Below are 19,905 nucleotides of genomic sequence, written 5' to 3' on the forward strand. Positions count from 1 at the left end.
CACCCTCGAGGAGAACCAGCGCGTGAGCTTCGAGGTCGGCCAGGGCCAGAAGGGCCCGCAGGCCACCGGCGTCACCGTCATCGGCTGACTCACCTGCCTCACCGACCGAATGTCACACGCACTCGATCGAATCGAACCGGTGTGACATTCGGTCACCCGCACGCGCCGGCTCAGTCGCTTCCCGCGACGGAGCCGGCGCGTTCGTATCGACGGGCGAGCACCTCGTGGCGCCGGCCTGCCTGCAGGCACGCGTCCCGCAGCTCCGGCGGATCCAGCACGGTGAAGTCGACGTCGAACTCCGCGAGCCAGCTCGCGATCGACCCGAGCGACGTGCCGCCGAGCGCGACCGCGCAGTGATTCTCGTCCACCGGCTCCAGGGTTCCCCACTGCTCGTCGACCATCGGCACGATCGCGTCGAAGGGTGCGTGCAGCAGCACGCGGGCCCGCGTCCGGACGATGCCGCGGGCGATGCCCCGGCTCACGAACTCCGCCGCCCCGCCGGGCGGCAGCTCGCGCGGGACGAACCGGGGACCGGTGGGGATCTTCGGCTCCATCCGGTCGACCCGGAACGACCGCCAGTCCTGCCGATGCAGATCCCACGCCACCAGATACCAGCGTGCGCCCGACCGCACCAGCCGGTACGGCTCCACCTCCCGCCGCGAGCAGCCGCCGTCGTGCGCGCGATAGTCGAACCGCAGTCGCTCGTGGGCGTGGCACACCCCGGCGACGCCGGACAGCAGCGCCGCGTCGACTGCGGACGCGGCGGGCACCCGCTCGACGACCTCGACGCGCAGCGCCTCGAGCCGGTGCCGCAGCCGCGACGGCATCACGTGCCGCAATTTGGCGAGGGCACGAGCCGACGCCTCGCCGATGCCCGTCACCGATCCGGTCGCCCCCGACTGCAGAGCGACGGCCACCGCGACGACCTCCTCGTCGTCGAGCAGCAGCGGTGGCATCTCCGCGCCCGCGCCGAGGCGGTACCCGCCGCCGACCCCGACGGTAGCGTCCACCGGGTAACCGAGGTCGCGGAGTTTGTCCACGTCCCGCCGCACCGTGCGGGTCGTGATCTGCAGGCGGTCCGCCAGTTCGGCACCCGACCAGTCCCGCCGGGTCTGCAGCAGCGACAGCAGGCGCAACAGGCGAGCGGACGTTTCGCGCATGGTCCGAGCATGCCAGCGATCGAGGACAGCTGCCGTCCGCATTCGGAGCCGCACGGGTGCGTAAGCTGTATATCCGTGCTGTCCGTCGTCCCGAGCCCCGTCACCGTGCGAGCACCGTCCAAGGTGAACCTGCATCTCGCGGTCGGTGACCTGCGCGAGGACGGGTACCACGAGCTGCGCACGGTCTTCCACGCGCTGTCCCTGAGCGACGAGGTGTCGGTCGTGCGGGCCGACGCGTTGAGCCTGCGGGTGCGCGGAGCCGACGCCGCGGCCGTCCCCGCCGACGCCACCAATCTCGCTTGGCGGGCCGCGACCCTGCTGGCCGAACGCGCCGGGCGCGCACCCGAGGTCGCCATCACGATCGACAAGGGCATCCCTGTGGCCGGCGGGATGGCCGGGGGCAGCGCCGACGCCGCTGCGACCCTCGTCGCACTCGACGCCCTGTGGGGACTCGGTCTCGCGCGCGACGACCTGGACGACCTCGCGGCGGACCTGGGCAGCGACGTGCCGTTCTGCCTGCACGGTGGCACCGCCATCGGCACCGGCCGCGGTGAGCAGCTGGTGCCGGTCCTCTCCCGCGGCACCTTCCACTGGGTGCTGGCCCTCGCGAAGGGCGGTCTGTCGACCCCGGTGGTGTTCCGCGAACTCGACCGTCTGCGGGCCGAAGGTTCCCCGCCCCGGGTCCGCGGCCTCGACGACCTGCTGCAGGCCCTCGCCGCCGGCGACCCGCACGCGCTGGCACCGTTGCTGGGCAACGACCTGCAGTCCGCGGCCCTCTCGCTCGCGCCTGCGCTGCGGCGCACCCTGCGGGCGGGCGTGGAGGCCGGCGCGCTGGCCGGCATCGTCTCCGGGTCCGGGCCCACCTGCGCGTTCCTGTGCGCCGACTCGGCCGCGGCGGTGACGGTGAGCGCCGAACTGGCCGGGGCCGGTGTGTGCCGGACGGTGCGCGTGGCCTCCGGCCCGGTCCCCGGCGCACGCGTCGTCGACAACTCCCACCCCTGATCTCGGAAGGCATTGCTCCGCGTGGCGAATCTGATCAACCTCGAACAGGTCTCGAAGTCCTTCGGCATCAAACCGCTGCTGGACTCGGTGTCGCTCGGTGTGCAGGAGGGTGAGCGCATCGGCGTCGTCGGCCTGAACGGCGGCGGCAAGACCACCCTCCTCGAGGTCCTCACCGGCCTCGAGGAGCCCGATTCGGGCCGGGTCAGCCGGGTCGGCGGGCTGCGCATGGCGGTCGTCACCCAGCGCGGCGTCCTGCCGGCCGGTTCCACGGTCGGACAGGTCGTGCTGGGACCGCTGGGGGTGGCCGAGCACGAATGGGCCGGCGACGCCCGGATCCGTTCCGTTCTCGCGGGTATCGGTGTCGACCGGCTCGGCCTCGACGCGCTCGTCGACGGCCTCTCCGGCGGCGAACGTCGGCGCGTCGCGCTGGCCGCCGCGCTCGTGCAGGACCTCGACCTGCTCGTCCTCGACGAGCCCACCAACCATCTCGACGTCGAGGGTGTGCAGTGGCTCGCCGAGCACCTGCTCTCCCGGCGCAGCGCCCTCGTCGTCGTCACCCACGACCGGTGGTTCCTCGACACCGTCGCGACCCGCACGTGGGAGGTCGTCAACGGTCAGGTGGAAAGCTACGAGGGCGGATACAACGACTGGATCTTCGCGCGCGCCGAGCGGGCCCGGCAGGCCGACGCGATGGAGGAACGGCGCCGCAACCTCGCGCGCAAGGAACTCGCGTGGCTGCGGCGCGGAGCTCCTGCCCGCACCTCGAAGCCGCGCTACCGCATCGAGGCGGCGGAATCGCTGATCGCTAACGTGCCGCCGCCACGGGACACGGTGGCGCTGGCGTCGTTCGCCAAACGCCGTCTGGGCCGGGTGGTCATCGAACTCGAGGACGCGACACTGACCACCCCCGACGGCCGCGAGCTGGTGCACGATCTGACGTGGCGGCTCGGCCCGGGGGAGCGGATCGGCCTGGTGGGGGTCAACGGTTCCGGCAAGACGACGCTGCTGCGCACCCTCGCCGGGGAGATCGAGCCGGCGTCCGGCCGGCGCATCCAGGGCAAGACCGTCGAGATCGGCTGGCTGCGGCAGGAACTCGACGACCTGCCCACCGACCTGCGGGTGCTCGACGCGGTGAAGGACGTGGCCGAACGGATCACGCTGGGGGACAAGGAGATCTCGGCCGGTCAGCTCGCGGAACGACTCGGGTTCACCCCGGCACGGCAGCGCACACCCGTCGGCGACCTCTCCGGTGGCGAGCGTCGACGGCTGCAGCTGACCCGGGTGCTCATGGCCGAGCCGAACGTGCTGCTGCTCGACGAGCCCACCAACGACCTGGACATCGACACCCTGCAGCAGCTCGAGGACCTGCTGGACGGGTGGGCGGGCACCCTGGTGGTCATCTCGCACGACCGCTATCTGATCGAGCGGATCTGCGACTCGACGTGGGCGCTGTTCGGCGACGGCAGGCTCACCAACCTGCCGGGCGGGATCGACGAGTACCTGCGTCGTCGCGCGGCGCTCGGTGACGGGGACATCCCGTCGTCGGCCTCCACGGTGGCGAAGACGTCGATACCCGAACAGGATGCGGAACAACCGAAGCGCGACGGTGCCGCCGAGCGGGCCGCCCGCAAGGAGCTGGCGCGGCTCGAACGGAGCGTGGCGAAGCTGACCGAGCGCGAGGAGAAGCTGCACCACGACCTCGCCGACGCGGCCACCGATCCCGATCGCCTGCAGAAGCTCGACGCCGAGCTGCGCAGCGTGGTTGCCGAGAAGGAAGCCGCCGAGGAGCAGTGGATGGAGCTCGCCGAAAGGTTGTAGAGCGGTGTGTCCTTTGGGTGGCGGGAGCACCCGAAGGACACACCGGCGGCGGAGCCGCCCGCTCTCGCTCTCGCGCATGCAGCCGAGGCCGCCGAAGAGCTGCACCGATTCCGTCACAGCGTGGTCGCACGCCTTGACGGCGGTCGCTCACCCTGGAACTGCTGCGCGATCTGCGCGAATTCGCTGTTCTCCTCGCCGGCCGGGTTCGCGGCGGGCACCCCGCACGTCGTCGGAGAACAGCTCGGCGGTGTCCGAGCACAGCCAGCCATCTTGTCGAGCTTGTGTGAGACCGTGAATCCCGGTGTGCCGGTGGGCACGACGATCAGTGAGATGCCGGCGGCGCCCGGCCCGCCGGTGCGGACGGCGGTGGTGACGAAATCGGCGCGGGTACCGGAGGTGATGTACAACTTCGCGCCGTCGCTCACGTACTCGTCGCCCTCGCGACGGGCGGTGGTCCGGATGCCCGCGACGTCGGAACCCCCGCCGGGCTCGGTGATGCCCAGGGACCCGATCGTCCGGCCCTCGAGTGCGGGACGGGCGAACCGCTCGATCAGGTCCCGGTTCCCGGACGCGACGATGTGCAAGGTGGCGATGCCGTGGCTGAACAACGCGGAGATCAGGCCCGACGAGCCGCCCGCGAGGACGATCTCCTCGAGGATCGCGAGCGTGTCGAGCGGGTTGCCGCCGGAACCGCCGTGCTTCTCGGCGGCCGAGGCGCCGAGCAGCCCGGCCTCGGCCGCCTTGCGGTGCAGTTCACGGGGACGGCGCCGTCGCGCTCCCAGGTGACCAGGTGCGGCACGATCTCCTTGCGGGTGAAGTCCGCGGTGAGCCGGCGCAGCGCGGTCTGCTCGGGAGTGTCCCAGGTTTCCCGGTCCAGGGCCGTGGTCATCGTCCGCTCCAGACGGGTGCGCGCTTCTCGAGAAAGGCCATGACGCCCTCGACGGTGTCGGCGCTGGTGGTCAGCCGGGCCAGGGCGGCTTCGGTCGCGTCCCAGGCCGGTTCCTCGGACGGGACGGCGCCGTCGACGATGCCGCGGGCGATCGTCTTGCTCGCCTGCACGGCCAGGGGTGCTCCGGCGGCGACGAGGTCGGCGAGCTCGAGCGCGGTGGTGAGGACGTCGGTCCGGGAAACGACGCGGTTGACCAGGCCCCAGCGCAGAGCATCGGCGGCGGAGATCGGCTTGCCGGTGAGCACGAGTTCCATCGCGACGGACCGCGGGATGGCCTGCACGATGCGGAACACCCCGCCGGCGCCGGCGATGAGGCCGCGGTGGACCTCGGGCAACCCGAATTCGGCGGTGTCGGCGGCGACGACGAGGTCGCTCGCGAGGGCGAGTTCGGTGCCGCCGCCGAGTGCGGTGCCGTTGACCGCCGCGACGATCGGCTTGGCGATGGGGTGTCTGACGACGCCGGCGAACCCCCAGTGCGCGGTCTCGGGCGGGGTGACGCCAGCCGGTCCGGCGGTCCCGAGGGCCTTCAGGTCGGCGCCGCCGCAGAACACGCGGTCGCCGGCGCCGGTGAGGACGACGACGCGTACGTCCGGGTCCTGGTCGGCGCGTTCCCACGCCTCGCCGAGGCCGGTGTGCACCTCGGCGTCGATGCTGTTGGCGGCCCCGGACCGGTTGATGGTGACGAGCAGCGTGTGGCCGCGCTGCTCGACCAGGACGACGGGCTCGGTCATGCGGGGGTCTCTTCCGTGACGGGATCGGTCAGGGTGACGGTCAGGGCGCCGCCGCGGTCGACGACGTGGACGGTGCGGCCCACGATGTCCGCACCCGCCGCGAGCACCTGTGCGCCGGCGGCGTCGGTGTAGCCGGAGACTCGACGGCCGTCGGGGGTGGTGCCCACCAGGAACCCGATCGCCGGGTGGCCGTCGCGTCCGTATTCCGCGGTTGCCGTGTGGACCTCGACGTCACCGCTGTAGTCGACGACGGGCTCGGGTCCGGTGGCGGGCAGCACGCGGGGCTCGGGATCGCCGACGTACCCGCGGGTGTGCGGTGCGGCGGCGAGCACGACGGTGTGCTGGTAGGTCAGGTAGCCGCCGTTGCCGTGGACGAGGGCGATCTCGCCGTCGGTGCGCAGCCGGCGGGTGACGGCGACGAGGGAGTGCAGCGTGTAGCTGTTGAGCGGTCCGCCGAAGAAGGAGTGGCCGCCGGTGACGCTCGGGACGGTCTCGCGGGTCAGGCCGAGGTGTTCGACGAGCAGCTTCGGCACCACCGGGAAGCAGCTGTAGGCGTCGACGATGTCCAGGTCGGCCGGCCGCAGATCGGTGCGCTCGAGGGTCCGGGCGAGGGCGTCGGCGAGTGCCGCGGACCGGCCGAAGCCGGCGCGGGCGAGGATGTCGGCCGGTTCCGTCGCGCCGGCCCCGCCCCACACGTACACGATCCGGTCCTCGGCGACACCGAGTTCGCGGGCGGTGGCGAGGGAGGTGACGACGACGGCGGCCGCCTGGTCGACGAACGGCATCGCGTTGAGCAGCAGCGGGTACGGGGCGGTGACCATCCGGTTGCGCGGGCCCACGGTGGTGATGTCCTCGGCGGTGCGCAGGTCGGGGTTCCAGGCGGCGGGGTTGCGTCCGGCGATCTCGGAGAACGCGGCGTACAGCTGCGCGGACCAGGCCAGCGATTCGTCGTGGGAGTGCCCGAGTTCGTGGCTGAGCCGGGTCTCGAACAGCGGGTAGACGCGGGTGGGGGCGAGCATCCCGGCGCGTTGCATGGCGGGGCTGCCGAGGTCGTCCGGGTCGAAGGCGGGCGGTCCGCCGGGCGCGGTGGTCCAGCCCAGCGTGGCCGGGTCCGTGCCGGTCTTCGTCGCGGCGGTGACCGAGGCCTGGGATTCGCCGCCGACGAGGAGCGCGACGCCGGTCGTGCCGGTGGCGATCTCGTGGCCGATGCGGTCGAGCAGCGCTGCCGGCCAGTGCCCACCGAGGGGACTGGTGTGGGTGCGGGCCGCCGCGGCGCCGAGGCGGGCGGCGAGGAGCGCGGGCAGGTCGTCGTACGCCCAGCTCGCGGTCTTGACGGCATACACGGCGTCGATGTGCCGCGCGATGTCGTCGACGCCGGTATCGGCAAGGGCCGCCCCGGTGGCGTCGTGGATCAGGTCGAGCGGTTCGCGGGGGTCGGCGGGGGCGCCGGCGCGTCCGGAGCGCAGATCGCCGACGCCGACGACGACGGGTGTTCGGGCAGGGTCGGTCATCTGCGGCCTCGGAGGGGTCGGGGAAACGGTCACCCGCACATTAATACGGACTGATTCAGTCTGTAAATGGGGTTCCGGGTCTGGCACACTGCACACCGTGACCGAGCCGATCGTGCGTCGCCGTGGCCGACCCCGCGATGCCGACCTCGAGGATCGCGTCTACGACGCGGTGATCGAGGTCTACTCCGAGACGAGCTGGCGCGGCTTCACCCTCGACGCGGTCGGCCGGCGCGCCCGGGTGGGACGGGCGGCGCTGTACCGCCGCTGGGCCACCAAGGACGAACTGCTCGTGCAGGCGCTCGAGGCGCGCAGCCCGCTGCCGGTGCCGATCGACACCGGGGCGTTGCGCTCGGACCTGGTCGAACTGGTCACCCAACTCCTGCGCGGCTACCGCACGACGCCCGGACTGGTGAGCCTGCGCGTCGCGCTCGACGCACGCGTGCACCCGGACCTGCTGGCCCACCTGACCACCACGCTCAACCGGAGCCGCCTCGTCGCGGCCCGCACCATCGTGTTGCGGGCGGTCGAACGCGGCGAGCTGCCGCGGGAGGTCTCGGTGACGCTGCTGCTCGAGATGGTCACCGGTGCGGCGCTCAGTCACGTGCTGTTCTCCCTCGCGGTACCCGCGGCGGACGACGACGCCTACGCTCGCACGCTCGTCGACGCCGCGATCCGCGCCCTGATCGCGAAACGGGAACACGATCCAGGTCCCGTGACCTAACTGCAATCCAATTGCCCCGCGAGCCGCCGGAATCGATACCCCCCGAGGGGGATCCCGGCTAGCCTGGCTGACAGGCCCTGTGGTGGGAGGCGCGAGAATGGACCTGCAGGCGTTACGTGAGATCGAGCGACTGAAGTACCGCTACGCGCGGGCGCTCGACACGAAGTCGTGGATCGAACTGGCCGACACCATGGTTCCCGAGGCCACCGCCGTCTACGGCGAACATCTGAGTTTCGAATCGCGCGACGCGTTCCTGAACTTCCTCGAGAACACCCTCGGGTCCCATGTCATCACCGAACACCACTGCGGCCACCCCGAGATCGACGTCGAGGGGGACACCGCCACGGGGGTCTGGTTCCTCGCCGACACGGTGGTGGTGCCCGAGGACGGGCTCGTGATGCGCGGGTCCGCCTACTATCACGACCGCTACGTGCGCGGGACGGACGGGCTCTGGCGCATCTCCCACACCGGATACGAAAGAAACTGGGAGACAGTCACATCCGTTGCCGACATGCCCAGCTTCCGGCTCACCTCGAACCGGTGGTCGCTGCTGCAGCAGCCGCCCCGCGCGTCCTGAACCGAGCGAGAACTCGCGCCGGCCGAGAGGAGGGGACCCCGCCCGATGACCGCGACCGACACCGAAGTCTTCCCCCGGGCCGGCGCGCTCCCGTACCTCATCGTGGGACGCGCCCGCAGTGCCATCGACTGGTACCGGCAGGTGTTCGGCGCGAGGCTGGCGGGAGACCCCGTGGTGCTCGAGGACGGCCGGATCGGCCACGCCGAGTTGGTCTTTCCCACCGGGATGGTCTATCTGGCGGAGGAGTTCCCCGAGATGGGCCTGTCCGCGCCCGAGGCCGGCGCGACGTCGGTGAGCCTGATGCTCCCGGTCGACGACACCGACGCCGTGCTCACCAAGGCCCGCGACGCCGGGGGCACCGTCGAGCGCTGGATCGCCGAGAGTCACGGTCACCGCAACGCCACGCTGCTCGATCCGTTCGGGCACCGATGGCTGCTCGTCGGTCCACTGACCGGCCGTCGGCAGGGTGCCGCCGCCGGTACCGGCCGGTAGGGACGGTGCGCCGCGCAGACACGTGCGCAACCGGGGCTCCCGCATGATCGGTTCCCGGGGCAGCGGCCCGGTAGGCTCCGGCGCGTGACCGACACCTTCATCCGCACCCGCGTCGCCAACGGCATCGGCGAGGTGGTGCTCGACCGGCCGCTGGCCCTCAACGCCCTGGACTGGTCGATGATCCGCGACATGTACGAGGCCCTGCTGGCATGGCGCGACGATCCGGAGATCACCGCGGTACTGGTCACCAGCGCATCCGACCGGGCGTTCTGCGCCGGCGGTGACATCAAGTCGGTCCGGGACGCCGCCGTGGCCGGTGACACCGACGCGGTCCGGGACTACTTCGCGAACGAGTACCGGCTCGACGAACTGGTCGCCACCTACCCCAAGCCGTATCTCGCGCTCGTCGACGGAGTCACGATGGGCGGCGGGCTGGGCATCTCGGTGCACGGCGCGGTGCGCGTCGTGACGGAGCGAGCGGTGCTGGCAATGCCGGAGACGGCGATCGGCTTCGTCCCCGACGTCGGCGCCAGTCATTTCCTGCCGCGACTGCGCGGCACCACCGCCCGTTGCGACGCGGTCGGACTGTACCTGGCGCTGACCGGCGCCCGCGCCGACGCGGGCGATGCCATCGCCGTCGGCCTCGCGACGCACTTCGTTCCCGGTGACCGGATCGACGCCCTCGCCGACCGGATCCGCGAGGGCCACTGGCAGCCGGCGCTCGACGAGTTCGCCGAGGCGGCTCCCGCGTCGGCGATCGCCGATCGATACCCGGACATCGACGCGGTGTTCGGCGACGGCACCGTCGCCGACATCGTCGAGCGCCTGTCCGGCAACCACGACCTCGACGAGACGTGGGCCGTCACCACCCGGGCAGCGCTCGGTGCGGCATCCCCGACGAGTCTCTGGGCCACCGCGGAGCTGCTGCGCCGCGGCGCCGAGAGCCCGCTGCGCGAGTGCTTCGCGCGGGAACTCGAGGTCGCGGTCCGCATCACCGCCGAGCCGGACTTCGCCGAGGGGGTGCGCGCGGTGCTCGTCGACAAGGACGGCAACCCGTCCTGGTCGCCGCGGGGGATCGGCGACGTGGACCCGGCCCTCGTCGCGGGACTGTTCCGGGAGTAGACGCTCGGCCGGCCATCCGCGCACGAAATGGTCAGCCGCACACGTTGTTTCGGGTGCGTCTGGCCAGGGGGCGCGCGGATGCGGACGTCAGGGCGCGGTGCGCCGCGGGGCGAGCAGATCGACGACGATCTCCTGCCCGCCCAGCACGGCGCGGATCTCCGGCTTCTCGAATCCGCCCGCGACGAGATACTCACCCAGCAGGGTGAGCAGTTCGTCGGTCTCGACCGTCGGATCGGATGCGCGGGAACGCTGCGCACGGGCGGCGAGCTCGGTGTGCGCCAGTCGCGCCGCGATCCGCACGGATGCCACTCCCATCGAGTTGCGGCGCGACGCGGCGGTCGGCGTGCTGTGCCCGGCGACGCCGTCGCTGCCGTCGAAGCTCGGCAGCGGGAACGGGTCGCTGCCGTTACCGCCGGCCTCGTCGTGGTCCGCCGCGTGACTTCCCGTCGAGTGCAGGGCGGACGCGCCGTTGCCGGTCAGGGTTCCCGGCAGGGGATAGACGAAGGTGCCTGCCCGCTTGGGTCCGGGCGACTCGTCCGCCGGCTCGGAACGGCCGCGCAGCGGCGTGCCGTCGGTCGATGCGGCCGAGTCGTCGTCCATGAATGCTCCTGAGATCCGCGAGCTCGGGTCGGCTCGACGGCACAGCAAGCTACCAGGAACACCGGCGCCGCGCACAGCAACACCGGCCCCACGCCCACCACGGGTGTCACTGGTCTGCGGCGGCCACCAGCGGCTCGAGGGTGAGCTCGGGCAGTTCCTTCCGCAGGTACTGCAGCCGCCACTTGTCGCTCACCAACGCCAGCAGGACACCGTCGGAGCGGGTGAACACTTCGACGCCGCGCTGCCGGTTCAGCTCGTCCACCGAGGCCGCATCGGTGCGACGGGCCAGCGCGTAGCCCAGCGGCTCCATCCGCGGCTCGACGTTGTATTCGGCCTTCATCCGGGCCGCCACCACCTCGAACTGCATGGGACCGACGGCGGCCATCACCGGGGACGCGTCCCCGCGGATGTCGTTGCGCAGGATCTGCACCACGCCCTCGGAGTCGAGCTGATCGACGGCCTTGCGGAACTGCTTGTACTTCGAGGCGCTCTCGGCGCGCAGGATCGAGAAATGTTCGGGCGCGAACGACGGGATCGGCGGGAACTCCACCTTCCGGTCCACGTACAGGGTGTGCCCGGGGGCGAGGGCCGTGGCGTTGACCAGCCCGACCACGTCGCCGGGATACGCGTTCTCCACCGTGGACCGTTCCCGGCCGAACACCGTCAGCGCGTACTTGGTGGCGAACGGCTTGCCCGTCTGCGCATGGGTGACGACCATGCCGCGCTCGAACACCCCGGACACCACCCGCATGAACGCCAGGCGGTCGCGGTGTGCGGTGTCCATCCCCGCCTGCACCTTGAACACCACGGCACTGAACGGGTCGTCGACGTTGCGGGGAGTGTCGTTCACGTCGAGCCGGGCGCGCGGCGGCGGCGCCAGCGCAACGAGCGTGTCGAGGATCTGCCGGACGCCGAAGTTGAGCATGGCCGACGCGAAAATCACCGGCGACGTCTGCCCGGCCAGGAACATCTCCTGGTCGTGGTCCTGCCCGCTGGCCGACAGCAGCTCCGACTCCTCCACCGCCTCGGTCCACGTCTCGCCCTCCCGTTCCTCGGCCTCCCCGGGGGAGAGCCGGTCCTCGGGGGCGATCCGCGCGCCGCCGGCGGTGCGGGTGAACTTGACGTACTCGACGGGCGCGCCGTCCTCCCCGCGCCGCAGCAGGCCCCGGAAGTCCCCGGCGATGCCGACGGGCCAGAACAGGGGAGTGGGGGTCAGGCCGATGCGCTCGTCGATCTCGTCGAGCAGCTCCAGCGGGGTCCGGCCGGGCCGGTCCCACTTGTTGATCACGGTGATGACCGGGATGCCCCGGTGACGGCACACCTGGAACAGCTTGAGGGTCTGCGGCTCGAGGCCCTTGGCGGCGTCGATCAGCATCACCGCCGCGTCCACGGCGGTGAGCACCCGGTAGGTGTCCTCGGAGAAGTCGGAGTGACCGGGTGTGTCGACGAGGTTGATCACGTTGACGACGTCGTCGTCGGACTCCTCGGAGCGGTAGTTGAACTGCAGCGCCGTGGAGCTGACGGAGATGCCGCGGGCCTTCTCCATCTCCATCCAGTCGGACACCGTGGACTTGCGCCCGGCCTTGCCGTGCACCGCACCGGCCTCGGCGATGACCTTCGCATGCAGGGCCAGCGCCTCGGTCAGCGTGGACTTGCCGGCGTCCGGATGGGAGATCACCGCGAAGGTGCGGCGGCGACCCGCTTCCGCGAGCACTTCCTTCGACGACACGGCGGTGGTGCCGGCGTCGTTGCCGGTGGAAACGGGCGGGGTAGTCAACGCGGAAGTACCTCTCGAAGCGGATGTGCGGCTCGTCGATGCGCGCGGGCGGCTCCCGCATCGCAGACAACTCGTCCATGTTACTCGGCAATCGAATGTCGATTTCCGTGAGATTCGGTCACATTCTCCGAAGAGACTCCCTCTCGGGACGGATCGGGGGCACCCTGGGCAACGTCGTACCCGGTGCCCGGGGTCGTATCGACGTGAGGAGTGGTTCGTGAGCAGATTCACCGACGAGATGTACGAGACCGCGGATCGGTCCCCGCACGGTCTGGTCACCGGCGAGCCCGACGCCCCCCGGCGGCAGAGCTGGGGGCAGATTCACGAGCAGGCCCGGCGCATGGCCGGTGCCCTCGCCGCGGCCGGCATCGGTCACGGCGACGCCGTGGGCATCCTCGCGGGGAATCCGGTGGACATCGCACCCGCCTGTCAGGCGGTGTGGATGCGCGGCGCCTCGGTGACGATGCTGCACCAGCCCACACCGCGCACCGACCTGGCGCTGTGGGCACGCGACACCGAGGTCGTCATCGGCATGATCGGCGCCCGCGCAGTGGTGCTCGGCGCGCCGTTCGAGATCGCCGCGCCGCTCCTGACCGAGCGGGGAATCCCCGTCGTCACGATCGCCGAGATGGATGCCGGCACGCCGGTCGACCCGCTGCCCACCGACGAGCAGGACATCGCGCTGCAGCAGCTGACCTCCGGGTCCACGGGGTCCCCGAAGGCCGTGCAGATCACGCACGAGAACTTCTACGTCAACGCGTACGCGATGATCGAGCGGATCAAGTTCTCCCTCGACGACGACGTGATGGTCAGCTGGCTGCCGCTGTTCCACGACATGGGGATGGTCGGATTCCTGAGCGTGCCCATGCAGGTCGGCGCCGAGGTCGTCTCCGTGACCCCGCTCGACTTCCTGCGCTCCCCGCTGCTGTGGGCAGAGCTGATGAGCAAGTACCGCGGAACCGTGACGGCCGCACCGAACTTCGCGTACTCACTTCTGGCGCGCAAGCTCGCGCAGGCCCCCGACGGCGCCGTCGACCTGTCGTCGGTGCGGTGGATGTGGAACGGCGCCGAACCGGTCGATCCGGACACCATGGAGGCCCTCGCCGCCGCCGGCGCCCGATTCGGCCTCGATCCGGCGGCGCTCGCGCCGGTCTACGGCATGGCCGAGACCACCCTGGCGGTCTCCGTGCCGGATCCGGGACGCGGGCAAATTCTCGATCTCGTCGACCCCGACCTGCTCGAGGCCGGTGGGATGGCGGTTCCGTCGACCCGGTCCAACGCCCGGCGGCTGCCCACCCTCGGGCATCTCGTGCCCGGACTCGAGGGCCGCGTCGTCGGGGAGGACGGGCAGGTACTGCCGCCCCGCGGCGTCGGCATCATCCAGCTGCGCGGCAAGGCCGTCACCCACGGATACCTCACCGTCGACGGTCCGGTGCCCGCGCAGGACCCGCAGGGCTGGTTCGACACCGGCGACGTCGGCTACTTCACCGAGGACGGTCTGGTCGTGGTGTGCGGGCGCGTCAAGGACGTCATCATCATGGGCGGCCGCAACGTCTATCCCACCGACATCGAACGGGCCGCGTGCAGCGTCGACGGCGTGCGCCCCGGCAACGCCGTCGCGATCCGGCTCGATTCCGGCGAGAAGCGGGAGTCCTTCGCCGTCGCCGTCGAGACCAACCGGATCGACGACCCGGAAGAGGTGCGCCGCATCGAACACGACGTCGTGCACGCGGTCGTCGCGGAGGTGGGGGTGCGGCCGCGCACCGTCGCGGTGCTCGGTCCGGGAAGCATTCCGAAGACGTCGTCGGGCAAGCTGCGGCGTGGCAGCTCCGTCCATCTGCTGGGCGGGTAGCGCCGTGCTGTTTTTCCGGACCTCGCCCGGTCCGGAAGGACACCACGTCAATGGACCCGGTTCTGGGCCTCCTCCAGGCCGACCCGCAGCAACAACTCCACCGCGTCCGCGGCCTGCTCGCGGATCAGGTCGAGTTCCTTGCGTTCGGTCGACGAGAACGGTTTGAGCACGTAATCGGCCGGGTCCATGCGGCCCGGCGGGCGGCCGATCCCGACCCGGGTACGCAGGTAGAGCTTGGTGCCGAGGGCACTCGAGATCGACCGCAGCCCGTTGTGGCCGTTCTCCCCGCCGCCGAGCTTGAGCCGGACCGTGCCGAAGTCCAGATCCAGTTCGTCGTGCACGACCACGATGTCGGCGGGCTCGACCGAGAAGAAGCGCGCGAGACCCGCGACGGGTCCGCCCGAGAGATTCATGTAGGTGCGCGGCTTGGCGATGATCACCTGCCGGCCGTCGAGGCGGGCCTGGACGATCTCGGCGTTGCTGCGCTTGTGCGCGCTGAATTTCCCGCCGACCCGGGCGGCGAGCGTGTCGGCCACCATGAAGCCGATGTTGTGGCGGGTCTTCTCGTACTGCGGGCCGGGATTGCCCAGCCCGACGACGAGTGCGGTGGCGTCGCTCACCTGGCGGTGTCCTTCCGTTGCGGCGGGTAGTGCTACGACGACGGCGCGTCACCCCGTGGGGATGACGCGCCGCTCGCCCATGTCACGCGGAGCCGGTGTGGGCTCAGGCCTCTTCGGACTCGGCGGCCTCACCCTCCGCGGATTCGCCCTCCATGGCGGCGGCGGTCGGTGCGGCAACCACGTTCACCAACAGCAGCTCCGGATCGTCCTGCAGGGTGGCGCCCGTGGGCAGCTGGACGTCGGCGGCGGTGATCTGGGTGCCGGCCTCGGCGTCCTCGATCGAAACCTCGATCTGCTCGGGCAGGTTCAGGGCGTCCGCCTCGAGCTTGACGGTGCTGATCTCGTTGACGACCAGGGTGCCGGACGCGGCCTCGCCGGTGACGACGAGGGGAACCTCGACGGTGACCTTCTCGCCCTTCTTCACGACGAGCAGGTCGGCGTGCTCGATGTAGTTGCGGATCGGGTGGACGACGACCGACTTGGTCAGCGCCAGCTCCTCCGAGCCGTCGACCTCGAGGGTCAGTACGGCGTTGGTGCCGTGGGCGCGCAGCACGGCCGCGAACTCACGGGCCGGGAGCGACAGGTGCTTGGGATCCGTGCCGTGGCCGTACAGGACGGCGGGCACCTGGCCGTCGCGGCGGGCGCGGCGGGCGGCACCCTTGCCGAACTCGGTGCGGACGACGGCGGCGAGACGGTTTTCGTCGGACATGCTGAATGGCTCCTACGCGTATGGCTCGAACTGGGGCGGTCTTCCCGGCGAGGGGCGACGCGCGCGGCCAGGAGCGTGGGCACGCTCGAGCGGAGCCGCAGCCGCGTCGATCACGGTGAGCCAGCGATTTCGCGGTTCACCCTCGCCGAGACAACTCGATCGACTCTACCGGATCCGCCCGAGCGGGTCGAATGCCCCCTGCGCTCAGCCGCCCGCGGCGGCGATGCCCGCCCGCCGGCCGAAGAAACTGCCGTCGCCGAGGGAGACGCCGCTGCAGTATCCCCACGCCGACAGTCCGGCCGCCGCCCGTCCCGCCGCGTACAGCCCGGGAATCGGGGCACCGTCGACGTGCAGGACCTCCGCGTGCAGGCTCGTACGCAGGCCGCCGAGCGTGAACCCGCCGGTCATGCCGCGCAGGTCGATCGCCGCGACGGGCGATCCGATCGGCTTCACCCATTCGCGCTTCTTGCCCAGCAGCGGGTCCGCGCCCCGTTCGGCGTGCAGGTTGTACACCTCCACCGTGGACTGCAGCGCCCGCTCGGGCAGACCCATCTCGGCCTCGAGCTCCGCGACGGTCTCGCACACCCACTTCGGCTGGTGGCGCAGCTGCGGCGACGACGTCGGGGCGGCGACCCCCGCCTCGTACGACTCCTCGTCGATGACGAGGAACGCCTCGTTGTCGTTCTTCAGCAGGGTCAGCTGCCCGATGCGGCCCGGGTAGGTGTCCTCGGGCACGTACCGCTGGCCGCGACCGTTGACGAGAATGCCCCGCGCGATCAGCTGCGGATCGCAGAAGAACGCCACCTCGGTGGCGTCCATGTGGGCCAGGTCGGCGCCGAGCGCCTGCGCCATCCGGATCGCGCGACCGTCGTGTTCCTCGATCGACGCGGCGGGACGACCCACCAGGTGCGGGGCGTAGGCCCGCACCATGTCGTCGTTATAGGCGAAGCTGCCCGTGGCGAGGACGACCCCGCGGCGGGCCCGGATGGCCACATCGGTGCCGTACCGCTTGGCCAGCACCCCGACCACCCGGCCGGACGCATCGGTGACGAGGGTCTGCACCCGGACGTCGTACTCGGCGCGGACCCCGAGGGCGGCGGCCTTCTCGGCGAGCGGCTTCACGAGCATGTAGCCGCCGCCCTGCTCACCGGTCCGCTTGTCGCTCATCTGCGGCACGTGGCCGCGTGGCGCGGGCCGGGCGACGGTGGCGTACGGCGCCGAGTTCTCCCCGCCGGTGTACTGCAGGCTGGCGTCGGTGGGGGGCTCCCAGCCGGGCTCGCCCCAGAATTCGTGCTTGAACGGCACACCGCAGCCGACGAGCCAGTCGAAGTGCGCGACGGAGCCGGCACAGTAGGCGGCGATCTTCTCCTCGTCCACGCCCGGTCCGAGTGCCGCAGTGAGGAACGCGCGCATGTCGTCCACCGAGTCCTCGAATCCGCAGGCCTTCTGCACGGCCGTGCCGCCGCCGAGGTAGACGAATCCGCCCGCGAGGGCGGCCGCGCCGCCCCACCCGCCGGTGCGTTCGAGCACCAGCACGTCGGCTCCGGCGTCGGCAGCGCCGACGGCCGCGCAGACCCCGGCGATGCCGTACCCGGCGATCACGACGTCGGCTTCGAAATCCCAGGCGGAGATCCGGTCGACGGGAACAGGACGGACGGGATTGGTCTCGGTCATCGCGATCCTCTCGGGGTGTGGCGGGGATTCGCACACCTTGACCGCGCGAGCTGCCGGACGGAACCGATCGTCCCGGTTGCCGGGACGGTCAGGACCGGGTCAGCGCCCGCACGGCCGCCAGGAACCGGTCCACGTCGGCGGGGGAGACGAAGTAGTGCGGTGAGGCGCGCACCACCGATTCGAGCCGTCGCGCCGACATCTCGAGCAGCGTCGACCCGCGCCCGCTGACCGTGACCGTGATCGCCTCGGCGGCCAGCGCTTCCCGCAGTCGCGGCGGCTCCCAGCCGTCGACGGTGAACGAGACGATGCCGCTGTGCTCCTTCCCGAGGTCGCGCACGGCCACGCCGGGGATCCGGCCCAGCCCGTCGCGCAGGTGCTCGGCGCGGTAGGCGACCGCCTCGGTCACCGCGTCGACCCCGAGGTCGAGCAGGTAGTCGACGGCGGCACCGAGACCGAGGCGGGCGGCGACGTTGGTCTCCCACAGCTCGAATCGCGTCGCGTCGTCGGCGAGCCGGTACTCGTCCGGAGCGGTCCACTGCGCGCTGTGCAGATCGAGGACGGCCGGTTCGAGCTCGGTCACCAGCCGAGGGCGGACGTACAGAAAGCCCGTGCCGCGGGGTCCGCGCAGCCACTTGCGGCCGGTCGCGGAGAGCGCGTCGACATCGAACTCGGGCACGCTCACCGGCAGCTGGCCGACGGACTGGCACGCGTCGAGCAGCACCAGCGCGCCGACCTCGTGCGCCGCGTCCGCGACCTCCCGCACAGGGTTGACGAGCCCGCCGTTGGTGGGGGCGTGCACGACGGACACCAGCTTGACCCGCTCGTCGAGCGTACGGGTGAGGGCGTCGACGTCGATGCGGCCGAGCGCGTCCGTCGGCATCGTCTCCACCGTCGCGCCGGTCGCCCGGGCGCGTTGCAGCGCGGAGACGGCATTGCTGGCGTATTCGGAACGGGTGAGCAGGATCCGGTCGCCCGCGCGCAGCGGCACCGAGTAGAAGAAGCTCGCCCACGCCCGGGTGGCGCTCTCGACCAGTGCGATCGACGGCGCCTGCGCACCGATCAGCCGCGCGATCGAGGTCTTCACCGCGGCGAGGTCGTCGGCGCGTTCCGCGGCGGCGACGTACCCGCCGACCTCGGCCTCGCGCCGCAGGTGGGCGACGGTCGTCTCCAGCACGGGAGTCGGCGGCAGCGACGAGCCCGCGCTGTCGAGGAAGACCCGGTCGAAGCAGCCGGGCGTGTCCCGACGGGCGCGCTGCAGGTCGAGCATCGAGGACGCACCTCCCGTTCATGTCTTCGTGCTTGGAATATATACGTGAGCGAATCGAAATCCCTGCAACGCCGGCTCGGCACCGGCGACGCCGTCGCCATCGGGCTCGGCGCGATGATCGGGGCGGGCGTGTTCTCGGCGTTCGCGCCGGCCGCGGCCGCCGCCGGCGCGGGCCTGCTCGTCGGCCTGGCCCTCGCCGCGGTCGTGGCGTACTGCAATGCCACGTCGTCGGCACAGCTCGCCGCGCAGTACCCGACGTCCGGTGGCACCTACGTGTACGGGCGGGAACGGCTCGGACCGTGGTGGGGTTTCGTGGCGGGCTGGGGCTTCGTGATCGGCAAGACCGCCAGTTGCGCGGCGATGGCCACGACCTTCGCGTCCTACGTCGTGCCGGAACCGTGGCGGCGGCCCGTCGCCGTCGCCGCGGTCCTCGCCCTGACCGCCGTGAACTACCGCGGCATCACCCGCACGGCCCGGCTCGCGCGCATCATCGTGGCGCTGGTGCTCGTCGCGCTCGCCGTGGCGGTCACGGCGAGCTGGGCCGGCCCCGGGGCGCAACCTGCCGATCCGTTCGGCCCCGTCGGCGGCGTGTACGGGGTGTTGCAGGCGGCCGGTCTGCTGTTCTTCGCGTTCGCGGGCTATGCGCGGATCGCGACCCTGGGTGAGGAGGTGCGCGAGCCGCGCCGGACCATCCCGCGTGCGATCGTCGGGGCCCTCGGATTCGTGGTGCTGCTCTACGCCGTCGTCGGGGTGACCCTGCTCGCGTGCCTCGGTCCGGACCGGCTCGCGTCGAGCAGCGCGCCGCTGCTCGACGCGGTCCGCGCGGGTGGCTGGTCGTGGGCGGCGCCCGTCGTGGTCGTCGGGGCTGCGGCCGCATCGCTGGGGGCTCTGCTCGCCCTCGTCACAGGCGTCGGCCGCACCGCGCTCGCGATGGCGCGGCAGGGTGATCTGCCGCGGCCGCTCGCCGCGGTGCATCCGCGATTCGCGGTGCCGTACCGGGCCGAACTCGCCGTCGCCGCGGTGGTGTGCGTGCTCGTTGCGACCGTCGATCTGCGCGGAGTGATCGGATTCTCATCCTTCGGTGTTCTCGTGTACTACTTCGTCGCGAACCTGGCCGCCTTCACCCAGCGGGACGAGCACCGGCGCTGGCCACGGTTCCTGCAGGTCATCGGGGCCGTCGGATGCATCGTCCTGGTGCTGACGCTGCCGCCGAGCGCGGTCGTGGCCGGCGTCGCGGTGCTCGCGGCCGGTGTCGTCGTCCGCGCGACGCGCCGGGCCACGGCGTGAGCGTTCAGCCGCCTCCTGTCACCGGTTGACGTTAGG

Annotated in this window: 20 protein-coding genes; 9 read left to right on the forward strand and 11 right to left on the reverse strand. The window is 71.6% G+C overall.

All coding sequences use genetic code 11. The annotated features are described in order from the left end of the window. A partial coding sequence (locus QYS60_RS21320) for a cold-shock protein (protein ID WP_371384255.1) occupies positions 1 to 88 on the forward strand: 88 nt, incomplete at its 5' end. An 82-nt stretch (positions 89 to 170) separates the two neighbouring features. On the opposite strand, the gene QYS60_RS21325 is transcribed toward QYS60_RS21320, so the two are convergent. Next, positions 171 to 1,160, reverse strand: a complete 990-nt coding sequence (locus tag QYS60_RS21325) for a helix-turn-helix transcriptional regulator (RefSeq protein ID WP_371384211.1) — start codon at positions 1,158 to 1,160, stop codon at positions 171 to 173. Positions 1,161 to 1,235: 75 nt separating this feature from the next. On the opposite strand from QYS60_RS21325, the gene QYS60_RS21330 reads away from it, so the two are divergent. Both QYS60_RS21330 and QYS60_RS21335 read left to right on the forward strand, forming a co-directional pair. After that, on the forward strand, positions 1,236 to 2,162 hold the full coding sequence (locus QYS60_RS21330; protein ID WP_371384212.1) for a 4-(cytidine 5'-diphospho)-2-C-methyl-D-erythritol kinase: 927 nt from the start codon (positions 1,236 to 1,238) through the stop codon (positions 2,160 to 2,162). A gap of 21 nt (positions 2,163 to 2,183) precedes the next feature. Then, positions 2,184 to 3,980, forward strand: coding sequence for an ABC-F family ATP-binding cassette domain-containing protein (locus QYS60_RS21335; protein WP_003937836.1), 1,797 nt, complete (start codon positions 2,184 to 2,186; stop codon positions 3,978 to 3,980). 113 nt (positions 3,981 to 4,093) lie between these two features. Here the strand turns inward: QYS60_RS21335 and QYS60_RS21340 are convergent, their stop codons facing one another. From QYS60_RS21340 to QYS60_RS21355, 4 genes are read right to left on the reverse strand one after another with little or no spacing between them, the layout of a single operon-like run. Continuing rightward, the gene (locus QYS60_RS21340; RefSeq protein WP_371384256.1) at positions 4,094 to 4,705 is read right to left on the reverse strand and encodes an acyl-CoA dehydrogenase family protein; all 612 of its coding nucleotides are present in this window, start codon (positions 4,703 to 4,705) and stop codon (positions 4,094 to 4,096) included. Beyond that, positions 4,597 to 4,869: a hypothetical protein gene (locus QYS60_RS21345; protein WP_371384213.1), complete on the reverse strand. Its 273-nt coding sequence runs from the start codon at positions 4,867 to 4,869 to the stop codon at positions 4,597 to 4,599. The genes QYS60_RS21340 and QYS60_RS21345 overlap by 109 nt, the downstream gene beginning before the upstream one ends. Beyond that, complete coding sequence (locus tag QYS60_RS21350; RefSeq protein WP_371384214.1) at positions 4,866 to 5,660, reverse strand: enoyl-CoA hydratase-related protein; 795 nt, start codon at positions 5,658 to 5,660, stop codon at positions 4,866 to 4,868. Before QYS60_RS21350 ends, QYS60_RS21345 begins: the two co-directional genes overlap by 4 nt. Next, entirely contained in the window at positions 5,657 to 7,171 is a 1,515-nt protein-coding gene (locus QYS60_RS21355; protein WP_371384215.1) for an acetyl-CoA acetyltransferase, read from the reverse strand. Before QYS60_RS21355 ends, QYS60_RS21350 begins: the two co-directional genes overlap by 4 nt. 97 nt (positions 7,172 to 7,268) lie before the next feature. Here QYS60_RS21355 and QYS60_RS21360 point away from each other — a divergent pair, with 97 nt between their 5' ends. The 4 genes from QYS60_RS21360 (at position 7,269) to QYS60_RS21375 (ending at position 10,083) form a co-directional block, all read left to right on the forward strand. Further along, the gene (locus tag QYS60_RS21360; RefSeq protein ID WP_289377334.1) at positions 7,269 to 7,892 is read left to right on the forward strand and encodes a TetR/AcrR family transcriptional regulator; all 624 of its coding nucleotides are present in this window, start codon (positions 7,269 to 7,271) and stop codon (positions 7,890 to 7,892) included. A gap of 97 nt (positions 7,893 to 7,989) precedes the next feature. Continuing rightward, entirely contained in the window at positions 7,990 to 8,469 is a 480-nt protein-coding gene (locus QYS60_RS21365) for a nuclear transport factor 2 family protein (RefSeq protein ID WP_289377333.1), read from the forward strand. Between the two features lie 45 nt (positions 8,470 to 8,514). Continuing rightward, a complete protein-coding gene (locus QYS60_RS21370; RefSeq protein ID WP_003937842.1) occupies positions 8,515 to 8,961 on the forward strand; it encodes a glyoxalase/bleomycin resistance/extradiol dioxygenase family protein in 447 nt (148 codons plus the stop codon). 84 nt (positions 8,962 to 9,045) lie between these two features. After that, positions 9,046 to 10,083: an enoyl-CoA hydratase/isomerase family protein gene (locus tag QYS60_RS21375; RefSeq protein WP_289377332.1), complete on the forward strand. Its 1,038-nt coding sequence runs from the start codon at positions 9,046 to 9,048 to the stop codon at positions 10,081 to 10,083. Positions 10,084 to 10,170: 87 nt separating this feature from the next. Here the strand turns inward: QYS60_RS21375 and QYS60_RS21380 are convergent, their stop codons facing one another. Both QYS60_RS21380 and QYS60_RS21385 read right to left on the reverse strand, forming a co-directional pair. Continuing rightward, positions 10,171 to 10,683 (reverse strand): hypothetical protein, encoded by a 513-nt coding sequence (locus tag QYS60_RS21380; RefSeq protein ID WP_054371876.1) that lies wholly within the window; start codon positions 10,681 to 10,683, stop codon positions 10,171 to 10,173. Between the two features lie 106 nt (positions 10,684 to 10,789). After that, entirely contained in the window at positions 10,790 to 12,460 is a 1,671-nt protein-coding gene (locus QYS60_RS21385; RefSeq protein ID WP_003937846.1) for a peptide chain release factor 3, read from the reverse strand. A gap of 217 nt (positions 12,461 to 12,677) precedes the next feature. On the opposite strand from QYS60_RS21385, the gene QYS60_RS21390 reads away from it, so the two are divergent. Next, on the forward strand, positions 12,678 to 14,312 hold the full coding sequence (locus tag QYS60_RS21390) for a fatty acyl-AMP ligase (protein ID WP_054371875.1): 1,635 nt from the start codon (positions 12,678 to 12,680) through the stop codon (positions 14,310 to 14,312). Between the two features lie 47 nt (positions 14,313 to 14,359). On the opposite strand, the gene pth is transcribed toward QYS60_RS21390, so the two are convergent. The 4 genes from pth to QYS60_RS21410 form a co-directional block, all read right to left on the reverse strand. Beyond that, on the reverse strand, positions 14,360 to 14,932 hold the full coding sequence (gene pth, locus QYS60_RS21395; RefSeq protein WP_003937848.1) for an aminoacyl-tRNA hydrolase: 573 nt from the start codon (positions 14,930 to 14,932) through the stop codon (positions 14,360 to 14,362). Between the two features lie 103 nt (positions 14,933 to 15,035). Next, positions 15,036 to 15,641: a 50S ribosomal protein L25/general stress protein Ctc gene (locus tag QYS60_RS21400; protein WP_289377330.1), complete on the reverse strand. Its 606-nt coding sequence runs from the start codon at positions 15,639 to 15,641 to the stop codon at positions 15,036 to 15,038. A gap of 204 nt (positions 15,642 to 15,845) precedes the next feature. Continuing rightward, positions 15,846 to 17,315, reverse strand: coding sequence for an FAD-dependent oxidoreductase (locus QYS60_RS21405; RefSeq protein ID WP_371384216.1), 1,470 nt, complete (start codon positions 17,313 to 17,315; stop codon positions 15,846 to 15,848). Between the two features lie 88 nt (positions 17,316 to 17,403). Further along, a complete protein-coding gene (locus QYS60_RS21410; protein ID WP_371384217.1) occupies positions 17,404 to 18,582 on the reverse strand; it encodes an aminotransferase class V-fold PLP-dependent enzyme in 1,179 nt (392 codons plus the stop codon). Positions 18,583 to 18,627: 45 nt separating this feature from the next. Here QYS60_RS21410 and QYS60_RS21415 point away from each other — a divergent pair, with 45 nt between their 5' ends. Further along, a complete protein-coding gene (locus tag QYS60_RS21415; RefSeq protein WP_371384218.1) occupies positions 18,628 to 19,869 on the forward strand; it encodes an APC family permease in 1,242 nt (413 codons plus the stop codon). The last annotated feature ends 36 nt before the right edge of the window (positions 19,870 to 19,905 follow it).

The sequence above is a fragment of the Rhodococcus sp. GXMU-t2271 genome (assembly GCF_041414735.1).
GTDB lineage: Bacteria > Actinomycetota > Actinomycetes > Mycobacteriales > Mycobacteriaceae > Rhodococcus > Rhodococcus indonesiensis.

Bases quoted from the DNA above. Each gene is read 5' to 3' on its own strand.
- QYS60_RS21400 (WP_289377330.1), bottom strand. From the start codon at position 15,641: ATGTCCGACGAAAACCGTCTCGCCGCCGTCGTCCGCACCGAGTTCGGC.
- QYS60_RS21405 (WP_371384216.1), bottom strand. From the start codon at position 17,315: ATGACCGAGACCAATCCCGTCCGTCCTGTTCCCGTCGACCGGATCTCC.
- QYS60_RS21380 (WP_054371876.1), bottom strand. From the start codon at position 10,683: ATGGACGACGACTCGGCCGCATCGACCGACGGCACGCCGCTGCGCGGC.
- QYS60_RS21345 (WP_371384213.1), bottom strand. From the start codon at position 4,869: ATGACCACGGCCCTGGACCGGGAAACCTGGGACACTCCCGAGCAGACC.
- QYS60_RS21370 (WP_003937842.1), top strand. From the start codon at position 8,515: ATGACCGCGACCGACACCGAAGTCTTCCCCCGGGCCGGCGCGCTCCCG.
- QYS60_RS21350 (WP_371384214.1), bottom strand. From the start codon at position 5,660: ATGACCGAGCCCGTCGTCCTGGTCGAGCAGCGCGGCCACACGCTGCTC.
- QYS60_RS21365 (WP_289377333.1), top strand. From the start codon at position 7,990: ATGGACCTGCAGGCGTTACGTGAGATCGAGCGACTGAAGTACCGCTAC.
- QYS60_RS21325 (WP_371384211.1), bottom strand. From the start codon at position 1,160: ATGCGCGAAACGTCCGCTCGCCTGTTGCGCCTGCTGTCGCTGCTGCAG.
- QYS60_RS21410 (WP_371384217.1), bottom strand. From the start codon at position 18,582: ATGCTCGACCTGCAGCGCGCCCGTCGGGACACGCCCGGCTGCTTCGAC.
- QYS60_RS21355 (WP_371384215.1), bottom strand. From the start codon at position 7,171: ATGACCGACCCTGCCCGAACACCCGTCGTCGTCGGCGTCGGCGATCTG.